This is a genomic window from Egicoccus sp. AB-alg2 (genome assembly GCF_041821065.1).
Lineage (GTDB): Bacteria > Actinomycetota > Nitriliruptoria > Nitriliruptorales > Nitriliruptoraceae > Egicoccus.
In genome coordinates this window covers 1-11,449 of record NZ_JBGUAX010000013.1, presented here as the reverse complement: position 1 = coordinate 11,449, position 11,449 = coordinate 1, and the positions used below count along the sequence as shown (strand labels likewise).

The following is an 11,449-nucleotide window of genomic DNA, read 5'->3' as shown; positions in this document are numbered from 1 at the left end:
TGGCGTGACGAGGTGGGGGGCCGGCGTGATCGACGCCGGCAGGTCGTGGCGTCAGCCCTTGACGGCGACGCCGGACAGGCCCTGCACGAAGTAGCGCTGGGCAACGAGGAACAGCAGGACCATCGGGATCGTGGCCAGCGTGGTGCCGGCCATGAGGAAGGCCCACGCCGTGGTCTCCGACTGCTGGAAGACGGCGAGGCCCAACTGGATGACCCGCAGGTCCTGCCGCGTGGTGACGAGCAGCGGCCACAGGAAGTTGTTCCAGCTGTTCTGGAACTGCAGCAGGGCGACGGTCGCGATGGCCGGCTTGATCAGCGGGGTCATGATCCGCGCGAAGATCCCGAACTCGCTCATCCCGTCGATCCGGGCCGCCTCCTCGAGGTCCTTCGGCAGCGTCAGGTAGAACTGGCGGAACAGGAAGATCGCGAACGGACTGATCGCGCCGGGGACGATGAGCGCGTACCAGGTGTCGAGCCAGCCGGTGCCGCCCTGTCCGAGCCAGTCGTTGCCGCCGAAGAACGGCATCATCTTCATCATCAGGAACTGCGGCAGGACCTTGACGTAGGTGGGGACCATCATCATCGAGATGAAGAGCAGGAACACCACCTCGCGGCCGCGGAACCGCATCCGTGCCAGGGCGTAGCCGGTCATCGCGCCGAACACCACCGTCCCGGTGGTCTGCCCGAGCGCGATGAAGAGGCTGTTGCGGAAGTAGTAGCCGAAGGGCGCGGCCCGCATCGCGTCGACGTAGTTCCCGAACCGCCACTCGCGGGGGATCCAGGTCGGCGGGAACGAGGCGATCTCCTGCGGGGTCTTCACCGAGGTGAGCAGCATCCACACGAACGGCAGCACCATGAAGATCGCGCCCGCCGTCAGCGCCACGTAGAGCACCACCCGGCCCGCCCGCGGGCGGCGGCTGGAGGGGGCCGCCGCCCGGGGCTTCCGGGACGCTGGGGGGCGCAGCGGGGCGCTGCGCTGCAGCGCGTCCTTGGGGGGCGGCGTGGCGGTCTGGCTAGACATCGTCGGACCTCGTCAGCCGCTTGCTCACGACGGTGAGCACGAAGATGATGGCGAACAGCAGCACCGCCTGGGCGCTGGCGTAACCCATCCGGAAGCTCTGGAAGGCGCTGCGGTAGACCTCGTAGGTCATCACGGTCGTGGAGTTGACCGGGCCACCCTGGGTCATGACCCAGATCGAGTCGAACACCTGGAACGAGTCGATCAGGGAGATCACGAAGACGAAGAACGTCGCGTACTTCAGCATCGGGATCGTGATGTGGACGAACTGCTGACGCTTGCTGGCCCCGTCGATCGAGGCCGCCTCGTAGAGGTGCTCGGGGATGCCCTGCAGCGCCGCCAGGTAGATCAGCATCTTGACGCCGATCCCCTGCCAGATCCCCATCAGGATCACCGACGGCATCGCCCAGCTGGGGTCGCCCAGCCAGTTGATCCGCCCGATCCCGAGCACGCCCAACGCGGCGTTGAACAGCCCGATCCGTGGGTTGTACATCCAGATCCACACCATCGCGACGGCGACCGTGGCGGTGACGTGCGGCAGGAAGAAGGCGGCGCGGTACCAGGCCCGCGCCCGGATCTTCTCGTTGAGGGCCACCGCGATCAGCAGCGCCAGGAACATCGCGAAGGGGACGGTGAAGAAGGTGTAGACGGTCGTGTTCCAGATCGACTTCACGAACGCCTGGTCGGAGAACATCGCGACGTAGTTGTCGATGCCCACCCAGGTCGGCGGCGTGAGGACCCGGTAATCGGTGAAGCTCAGCCACAGGGCCGCGAACACCGGCAGCAACGTGAAGGCGACCATGTGCACCACGGCCGGTGCGCACAGCAGGTAGCCGGCGCGGCGCTGGCGACGTTCGAAACGCGGATAGCGGCGCCGGCCGCCCACCCGTCCGGGCTGCCGGGCGACGGCGCCCGCTTCCACCTCGGGGGCGGTGGCGCTCATCTGGCGATCTCCTTGACGTGCGGGGTCACAGGTCGAGGGCGGGCGGTGCGGCGCGGCGGGGGGTGGTGCACCGCCCGACCCTCGATCCTGCTCAGCGTTGGATCGCGGCCTCGGTCAACGCGGCCAGGTCATCCAACGCCTGCTTGGGGCTCTTGACACCCAGCAGGGCCTCCTCGAGCGAGGTGGCGAAGTTGCCCCGGGCCTCCATCCAGGCCTCGGTGCCACCCTCGGGGTAGGCGTGCTCCAGGTTCTCCATCACGAACTGGACCAGCTGGTTGTTCTGCACGTACTCGCTGTCGAGCAGGTCCTTGTGCACGGGCACGTTGCCGCGCTGCTCGTTGGCGATGAGCGACGCCTCGGGCGCCGCCAGGTGGCGCGCCAGGGCGACCGCCGCCTCCGGGTTGTCGGTGTTCGCCGCGACGTTCACGATCGTGCCGCCGTGGAAGAACGCCGGCCGCTCCTCGTTGATGACGAACGCGCCGAGGTCGTCGAGGATCTCCGGGCTGGACTCCTCGGCGATGCGCCACAGGTCGTTGTGGCCGATCATCATCGCGGCCTGGTCGACCTGGATGAGGCGCAGGTCGGTGCCCGTCTCGAAGCCGACCTCCGTGACGCCGTCCTCGTTGACCAGCTGGTTCATGAACTCGAGCGCCTCGACGCCCTCGGGCGAGTTGAACAGGACCTCCTGGCCGGAGTCGTCGAACAGCTCGCCACCGTTGGAGAACAGGAACGGCATCCAGATCTGGCGCAGGTCGTGCGCGAACAGGTCCAGGCCGGCCCGCTCGAGGTTGCCGTTCTCGTCGCGTTCGGTCAGCTCGATCGCGTACTCGCGCAGCTCCTCCCAGCTGGTCGGCGGCTGCTCCGGGTCGAGCCCGGCCTCCTCGAACATGCTCTTGCGATAGATGCCGATACGGGCGTCGAGCATGAGCGGGATGCCGTAGAGCTTGCCGTCGTACTGGGCGGCACGCAGGACGGCCTCGTTGATGTCCTCGGCCAGTTCGTCGACCGTGATGCCGTGCTCGCCGAGGTCCGCGAGGATCCCCTGCGACGCGAACGGCTCGATCCAGCCGACGCCCATCATCAGCACGTCGGGGACGAGACCGGATGCGACCGCCGTGGTCAGGCGCTCGTTGAGGTTGCCGTAGGTCGTGTACTCGACGTTGACGGTCACGTCCGGGTACTGCTCGTAGAAGGCGGGCAGGATCTCGCCCTCGAGCGCCTCGGCACCGCTGGAGCCCTCGAACAGCGGGGTCAGCAGGTCGATGGTGCCCGACACGTCGGACGCGCCCTCGGCGTCGCCCTCGTCGCCCTCGGGGTCGTCGACGGCGTCGGTGGCGCCGTCGCCGTCGCCGACGGCGGCGGGCTCACTCGCGTCCCCGCCGCCACAGGCTGTCAACATCAGTGCAGCACCCAGGATGGATGCCAGGAGCTTGCGTTGCCGTCTCATCTGCCGCCTCCCAACGGTGAAGTGTTGCCCGCGACCCAGTTCCGGGTCACGTGGCCGGAGAGTTGGTGCACCGCGGCGACACCGCCGTGACGCATTGCCTTGTCGATTGCTCCCCCGATGCCGAGCGCGAAGGCCCCCGCGTTCCTCCACTGCCGGACGGCGTCCGGCTCGACGCCCCCGGTGGGCACGAGGCGTGCCTCCGGGAAGACCTGCCGCAGCGCGGACAGGTGCGCCGTCCCGACCGATGCGGCCGGAAAGATCTTCACGGCCGGGGCCCCCGCACGCAGGGCCGCCCCGACCTCGGTGGGCGTCATGGCGCCCGGGACGACCGCCAGCCCGGCGCGCGCGCCGGCGTCCACGATCGTCGGGTCGACGAGTGGCGACATCGCGAAGCGGGCGCCAGCGGCGGCTGCGGTCTCCAGGTCGTCGATGGTGAGCACCGTGCCGGCGCCCAGGACGACCTCGTCGGGCAGCTCGGCCGCCAGCGTCCGCAGGGCCTCGGCCGCGTCCGGGATGGTGAACGTGATCTCCACCGCCCGGATGCCGCCGAAGACCGCCGCGCGCGTCAGCTCCACGGCCTGCTCGGCCGTGTCGGTGCGGACGACCGCGACGATGCCGGTCGCGCCGATCGCCGCGACCGCGTCGTCGATGCCGCGCAACAGCGCGCTCATCGCGTCACCTCGACGTCCTGGTCGACCCAGGTGCGGTAGTCGTCGGCGGTCGGGAAGCCCTCGTAGTCGCCGATGTGGGCGACGACGTGCGAGGCGGTCCAGTTGCCCACCTCGAGCGACCGCTTGAACGACAGGTCGGTGAGTTGCCCGTACAGGTAGCCGGCGTTGAACGCGTCGCCCGCACCGACGGAGTCGACCGCCTGGACCGGCCACGCCTCCTGATGGACGACGTCACCGTCGCGATAGCCGACGGCGCCGAACTCGCCGCGCTTGACGACGATGGTCGGGAAACCCCGGTCCAGCAGCGACTCGACGGCGGCGTCCAGCGTGGCGGAGCCGGCCAGCAGCATCGCCTCCTGCTCGTTGCAGAGCAGGTCGGTCACGTACGGGAAGAGCTCCGCGCAGGCGGCGACCGCCTCGTCGACCGTCCACAGCTTGAGCCGCAGGTTCGGGTCGAAGCTGATCGGCATGCCCGCGGCCGCGGCGATCTCCACGGCGCGGTGGACCGCGCGACGCGGCGCCGCACCCAGGGCGAGCGTCACGCCGGTCACGTGCAGGCGGCGTGCCGCGGTGATGCGGGCCGGCTCGAGGTCGTCGGCGTCGAAGTACGACGCCGCCGAACCCTGCCGGTAGTAGTGGACGTGGACATCACCGGGGGCGCGGCGTTCCTTGACCATCAGCCCGGTCGGCTGGGGACCGCGGACGACGCCTTCGACGTCCACGCCTTCGCCGCGCAGGAGCTTCAGGATCTCCTCGCCGAACCCGTCGAGGCTGACACCGCTGAGCCAGGCCGAGCGGAGGCCGAGCCGAGCCAGCCCGATGGCCGTGTTGGACTCCGCGCCACCCACCGACTTGCGGAAGGTGCGCACGGTCTCCAGGCGGCCGGTTTCCTGCCCGCTCAGGCAGACCAGCGTCTCGCCCAGGGTCACCAGATCCACGCGCACCTCACCCGTTCGTGTCGCCGCACCCGGCGAAGCTCTCCTCGACGCCCCGTCCGGGCGTTCACATTTGCGAACGTCGTTCTGGTAGGCGAACATACGCAGACCGGCCACCGTCCGTCAAGCCATCGGTACGGGGTCGGCGACCGAACCGGCGCGGGATCGCGGCCCCAACTAGCGTGGAATACGCCGGGGCCGGCAGGAGGGGTAGGGCATGACCGACATGGAGACGCGGGAGCAGTTCCGGACCGTCAAGTCCTCGGAACGCACGCTCGAGATCCTCGAGCACCTTGCGGCCGTCGGTGAGCGCCGCACGCTGGGCGAGCTCGCGCGCGACCTGGCGATCCCGAAGTCGAGCCTGCACGCGATCCTGCGCACCATGCAGGACATGGGCTGGATCCAGACCGACCCGTCCGGGCTGCGCTTCGGCCTGGGCGTGCGGGCACTGCTGGTCGGCGCGTCCTACGTGGACAGCGACGACGTCGTGGCGCTGACCCGTGACGCCCTCGACCAGCTCGCGGACGAGGTCGGCGAGACGGTGCACCTCGGTCGGCTCGACGGCGCCGACATCGTCTACCTCGCCAAGCGCGAGTCCCGGCACCCCCTGCGGCTGTTCTCCGCGATCGGCCGGCGCCTGCCCGCGCACGCGACCGCCCTGGGCAAGGCGGTGCTGTCGATGCAGGACCCGGACGCGGTGCGCGTGATGCTGCCCGACGAGCTGCGGCGCCTGACGCCCAACACGATCGTCGACCACGGCCGCCTGCGCGACGAGCTCGCACTCACCCGTGAACGCGGCTACGCGCTCGACAACGAGGAGAACACCGAGGGCATCCGGTGCATCGCCGTGCCACTGCGCCGCGAGGGCCTGGTGCGCGACGCCATCAGCTGCTCGGTGCCGATGATCCGGCTCACACCGCAGGTGGAGACGGAGATCGTCGAGGCGATGCAACGTGCCCGGGTCCGGGCCGAGTCCGCGTTGGGGTTCCGCACCCGCTGATCGCGCGGCGCGCTGGCCCGCCTGTGGTGGGCGCCTGTGCGAACAGGCCACCGCGGCGTGCGCGTGGCGCAGCACGCCGGTGTCACCCCCTACCGGACGACGGGGTGATCGGCTTAGGGTTCTGACTCGTGAACAGCGTTCGTATATGCGAACGCTCAGGAGAGAGTCGGGAGCTCGATCGTGTCCCTCGCCGTGCGCCGCCCGTTCGTCGTCGTGGCCGCCCTGGTCCTGGCACTGCTGGTCGGCAGTGTGCCGCCACCGGCGCTGGCCGCCAGTCCGCCGTTGATCCCGGGCGAATCGACCGGCGACGACCCCGACGAGGCCTGGTGGGAGGGCATCGTGGTCCCCGACACGGGCGTGCTGCCGGACGCGGAGGCGCATCCGAGCCTGTACTTCACCGCCGAGGAGATCCCCGAGATCCGCGCGCGGGCGCTCGGCGACCGGGAGGACCCGCACGGCTTCTACGCGGGCAACTGGGACCGCATCCGCACCGACGCGGACCGCTGGCTCACCGAGCCGGTGAGCACGAACGACGACGTGAAGACCAAGGCCGCCAAGGCCCTGTCGTTCACCTGGGTCGTCACCGGCGACGTGCGCTACCGCGACCAGGCGGTGGCGAACCTGAAGGCGGCCTACGAGCAGCTGCAGACCACCGACCAGTACGTGGCGATGCAGATGACCAACTACGCGGTCGCCTACGACTGGGTCATGGCCGAGGGCGTCGCGGACGACGTGCCACCGATCCCCGCCGACGACGTGCAGGCGATGCGGGACGCGATCAAGGTCGGCGCGGACTGGATGGACGAGTACCTCGACCGCGAGAGCGTGCGCAGCCACAACCACCGCTCGAAGGTCGGGGCCGCCCAGGGGTCGTGGGCGATGGCGTTCGCGGAGGACCCCGACGCGCAGGCCTACCTCGACAAGGGCATGGCCAACCTCCACCGCGTGTGGAAGTACATGTTCACGCGCGACGGCATCCACCGCGACGGCGGCGGCTACTACTGGATCTTCACGGTCATCAACTCGACGCCGTTCCTGTGGCACTACAAGAACGCCGCCGGGCAGGACCTGTTCCCGCTGCTGCAGCCCGCGTTCGAGTGGCAGCTGAAGACCTCGAACCCGAAGGGCTGGACCCCCAACGTCGAGGACGGTTGGTACAAGCACACCTGGCTCATGACGGTCGCGTCCGCCTACGCCGACACGCCCACCGACCTGCACCCCGGCGCGAGCCTCGGTGAGCTGTTCCAGTGGCGCTTCTTCGCCACCGACCACGAGCCGGTGCGCTACCCGGACGACTTCACCGGCGCCCGCAACCAGTACTACGCCTGGCCGGACGAGATCGTGCTCTACGACGTGACCCTCGCCGAGGTCCAGCCCGAGGCCAGCGGCACGGTCGACTTCGACGCGGGCCCGCGCGGCGGCGCCACGGTCTTCCGCAGCGACTGGGACTTCGCGCAGCCGCACACCCGCTGGGCCTACTTCGAGGGCACGGCGATGAGCAACAACCACGACCACGCGGACGCGCTGCAGTTCCTGATCGAGGCGGAGAACACCATCCTCGCCAACGACAACGGTTTCGGGCCGCAGCGCTTCAGCGGCCGCAACGAGTGGAAGGGCCCGGAGCACCACAACGTCATCACGGCCGACGGGTCCGCGCTGGGCGACCCCGACCCGACGTCGCACTTCCTTGACACGGGCTTCTTCGACTTCGCGCAGAAGTCGGCCCCCTACTGGGACGACCAGGACGCCCGGCACACCCGCGCATTGGCGTTCCCGGGCCAGGACTACTTCGTCGTCACCGACTCGCTCGAGGCGACCACCGACAAGACGTGGGTGTCGCGCTACCACAACCGTGGTGAGGTGGTCGGCGCCGGCTCCCGCTGGCAGTGGACGACGGAGGAGGGGCCGTGGGGTGACGCCGCGCGCATGCACGCCTTCGTGCTCCCCACCGACGCCACGGTGGGCACCGCGCCCGGCCGCTTCAACCCCTACGGCGACGGCTCGAACCGAGCGGGCCCGCAGTACCCGGACCCGTCGACGGACGTCGAGGACGTCACCAAGCTCGAGATCACCCAGACCGGGACCGACGCGCAGTACCTCAAGGTCCTCGTCCCCGGCGCGATCGACGCGACGGCGCCGGCGTTCGACGACCTGTCGTCCGGGGAGGTGCTGGCGGCCCGCGTCACCGTCGACGAGGGCACCGACGTCGTCGCGGCACGCGCGGCGGCTGGTCCGCTGGACGTCGACGGCCTGCAGGCGGAGGCGAGCTTCGTCTGGGCCCGGCGGGTCGGCGACGCGCTGCAGCACGTTGCCGGTCGTGACCTCACCGCCCTGGCAGTCGGCGGCGACACGGTCGTCACCACGGACCGGCCGGTCGCGGTGGCCCTGGACGTGTCCGACCCGCGCGCCTGGCACGGGCAGGTGGCCCGCGACACCGACGACGCGACGGCCCTCACCCTCACCGTCCCCACGGGCCGCTCGGTGACCGGCGCGACGCTGGACCGCGAGCCCGTCACGGTCGACGTCGCCGACGGGCGCGCCACCCTGCAGCTGCCGGCGGGCGGCGACGTCGAGGTGACCTTCTCCGCGGCCGCGGAGGCACCCGCCACCCCGACGGGACTGGACGGGCGCGCCCGTGACGGCGGCGTGGAGCTGACCTGGTCCGCGTCACCGGGCGCGGTCGACTACGAGGTGCTGCGGTCGGTGGACGGCGGCGAGGAGGCGGCGGTCGCGACCGTCACCGGCCCGGCCTTCCGTGACACCGACGTGGTCGCCGGCAGCGACCACACCTACCGCGTGGTCGCCCGCAACGAGGCGGGTGCCAGCGCGCCGTCGGACCCGGTGACGGTCCGGGCCGGGCTGACGGCCCCCGACGCGCCGACCGGCCTGCACGCCGTGCCGTCGGACTCGACGGTGCAGCTGAGCTGGAACCGCGCCGTCGACGCCGACGGCTACCGGGTCCTGCGTGCCACCGGCGACGGCGAGTTCGCCGAGGTGGCCACGGTCACGGACACCGCGTTCACCGACACCGGCCTGACCAACGGCACGACCTACCGGTACGCGATCGTCGCCGAGAACGCCGCCGGTGCCAGCGCACCGTCGGACGCCGTCGTCACCCGACCGTTCGCCGAGGCCCCCGACGCCCCGACCGGACTGCGCTCGGACCGCGCTCCCGGCGAGGTCACGCTCACCTGGGATCCCGCGCCTCGCGCCACCAGCTACGAGGTGCGGCGGGCCACCACGCCGGGCGGGCCCTACACCGCGGTCGCCGAGGGGCTGACCGCCACCCGCTGGGCGGACACGGCGGTCACGGACGGCGACACCTACTACTACGTCGTCCACGCGACCAACGACTCGGGCACCGGTCCGGCGTCACGTGAGGCCTTGGCGATCGCCGGCTGCACCCCCACCATCGCGATCTCCGGCGAGGCGCCGAACTACTTCGAGGCGGAGGACCACGCCGCACTCGCCGGCGCGTTCGAGCGACACGAGGACCCGGACCGCTCCGGCGGCGCCTACCTGCAGTCGCAGGGCGGCGGCGGCGCCGGCTCGGCGCCGAGCGGCCAGGACTACCTGCGCTTCGACCTGCAGGTGGACGAGCCGGGCGCGTACCGCGTGTGGTTGCTCGCCCAGGGCGACGACGCCAGCTCCGACAGCTTCTGGATCCAGGTGGACGCCCAGGAGCCGTTCCAGGCCATCATGGACAACTCGCGGCAGTGGCGGTGGAAGACCGCGGCCAGCGTCGCCCACCTCGACGGCGGGTTCCAGACGCTGACCGTCCACCATCGCGAGACCGGCGCCCGGATCGACAAGCTGCTGCTCGTTCAGGACACCCGCTACACGCCCACCGGCCTGGGCGGCGAGGCGACCGCGCCGACGCCCTGCGAGGACGCCTGCGTCGACGCCTACCCCGTCAACGGCACCGACCTTAGCTTCATCGAGGCCGAGGGGTTCCAGGAGGTCTCCGGCGACCTGCACGTCGTGCACGACCCGGACCGCAGCGGCGGGGCCTACCTGCAGGCCGGTCCGACGGCGCCCAAGGACGACGTCGACACCGATGCGTGGGCGGCGTACGAGCTCGACGTCGCCGTGGCGGGCGAGTACCGCATGCTCGCGCTGGGCTACGGGCCCGACGCGGACTCGGACTCGTACTGGGTCGCCGTCGGTGACGCGCCGCCCTCCGCGCAGTTCAACCTGCCGCGCGAGTGGGGCTGGCGTCTGTCCACCAGCGCCAACCGGGTCACGTTGCCCGAGGGGCGGGTCACCCTGTACCTGAAGGCCCGCAAGCCCGGCTCCAACGTGGACAAGTTCCTGCTCACGATGTCCGGGCACACGCCATCGGGGCTGGGTGGCGACGCGCTGCCCGTGCCCGGCTGCCCGGACGACGAGCCGCAGCCGCAGCCGCCGGCGACCCCCACGGAGCTGTCGGCGACCGGGCGCGAGGGCGCCATCGAACTCACGTGGACGCCGGCCGACGACGCCGACACCTACACCGTCGTGCGCACGCAGCAACACGAGGGCGGCTGGGACCCGGTCGCGGAGGAGCTGACGTCGACCACCTTCGTCGACGAGGACGTCGAAGCGGGTGCGACCTACACGTACGCGGTCGTCGCCCTGAACGCCGACGGCGCGAGCCGTCGGTCCACGACGGTCACCGTCACGGTCGGCTGCACCCAGACCTACACCCTCGGCACCGACACCCCCCTGTGGATCGAGGCGGAGCAGCCGTCGGAGGTCGGCGGCGAATGGATCGTGCACGAGGACCCGGACCGCGCCGGCGGAGGGTGGATCCAGCTCTCGCCGGACGCCGACAGGGACGCGCCGGCCAGCGACTGGCTCCGGTACGACCTCGAGGTGGCCGACGCCGGCGAGTACGCGCTGTGGTACCTCGGACGCGGCTTCGACTCCTCGTCGGACTCGCTGTGGCTGCAGGTCGACGGCGAACCGCTGGTACAGGCCGGCGTGGGCGCCGGCGACTGGAACTGGCGCAACCCGGGCACGGTGTCGCTGACGGCCGGCCGCCACACCCTGTGGTTCCGCAACCGGGAGCCTGGTGCGGCGCTGGACAAGCTGCTCCTGACGGCCGACGCCGCGCTGCGTCCGAGCGGGCTGGGCGAGGTGGCGGCCACCCCCGAGGGGTGCGGTCCCTGCCCGCAGCCGGACGCCCGGGCGACGGTGGTGATCCGCGGCACGGACACCGGCGTCCCCAACCGCGACCGCGGTGACGGCTGCACCATCAACGACCTGATCGGCGACGACCAGGCGCACCCCGATCACGGTGCCTTCGTGGCGCACGTCGTCGAGGTGGCGAACGCCCTGCGGGACGACGGGGTGATCAGTGACGGAGAACGCCGCACTCTGGTCAGCGTCGCCGCCCGACAACGGTGAGCGGTTTCCGTAGGATCAGGCGACGACATCCCGACCGGGAGGGTTAGC

The 11,449-nt window shown here is 71.1% G+C and carries 7 protein-coding genes; 2 read left to right on the top strand and 5 right to left on the bottom strand.

Annotated features, from left to right (window positions below; translation table 11 throughout):
• Window positions 1-51 precede the first annotated feature (51 nt).
• From ACERM0_RS20680 to ACERM0_RS20660, 5 genes are all read right to left on the bottom strand, one after another.
• On the bottom strand, window positions 52-1,020 hold the full coding sequence (locus tag ACERM0_RS20680) for a carbohydrate ABC transporter permease (protein ID WP_373680536.1): 969 nt from the start codon (window positions 1,018-1,020) through the stop codon (window positions 52-54).
• Window positions 1,013-1,960: a carbohydrate ABC transporter permease gene (locus ACERM0_RS20675; RefSeq protein ID WP_373680535.1), complete on the bottom strand. Its 948-nt coding sequence runs from the start codon at window positions 1,958-1,960 to the stop codon at window positions 1,013-1,015. Before ACERM0_RS20675 ends, ACERM0_RS20680 begins: the two co-directional genes overlap by 8 nt.
• Before the next feature lie 91 nt (window positions 1,961-2,051).
• A complete protein-coding gene (locus ACERM0_RS20670; protein WP_373680534.1) occupies window positions 2,052-3,407 on the bottom strand; it encodes an ABC transporter substrate-binding protein in 1,356 nt (451 codons plus the stop codon).
• Window positions 3,404-4,078 (bottom strand): bifunctional 4-hydroxy-2-oxoglutarate aldolase/2-dehydro-3-deoxy-phosphogluconate aldolase, encoded by a 675-nt coding sequence (locus ACERM0_RS20665; RefSeq protein WP_373680533.1) that lies wholly within the window; start codon window positions 4,076-4,078, stop codon window positions 3,404-3,406. Before ACERM0_RS20665 ends, ACERM0_RS20670 begins: the two co-directional genes overlap by 4 nt.
• A complete protein-coding gene (locus ACERM0_RS20660; RefSeq protein WP_373680532.1) occupies window positions 4,075-5,016 on the bottom strand; it encodes a sugar kinase in 942 nt (313 codons plus the stop codon). The genes ACERM0_RS20665 and ACERM0_RS20660 overlap by 4 nt, the downstream gene beginning before the upstream one ends.
• A gap of 214 nt (window positions 5,017-5,230) precedes the next feature.
• On the opposite strand from ACERM0_RS20660, the gene ACERM0_RS20655 reads away from it, so the two are divergent.
• Window positions 5,231-6,013 (top strand): IclR family transcriptional regulator, encoded by a 783-nt coding sequence (locus tag ACERM0_RS20655; protein WP_373680531.1) that lies wholly within the window; start codon window positions 5,231-5,233, stop codon window positions 6,011-6,013.
• 180 nt (window positions 6,014-6,193) lie between these two features.
• The gene (locus ACERM0_RS20650) at window positions 6,194-11,401 is read left to right on the top strand and encodes a fibronectin type III domain-containing protein (protein ID WP_373680530.1); all 5,208 of its coding nucleotides are present in this window, start codon (window positions 6,194-6,196) and stop codon (window positions 11,399-11,401) included.
• The last annotated feature ends 48 nt before the right edge of the window (window positions 11,402-11,449 follow it).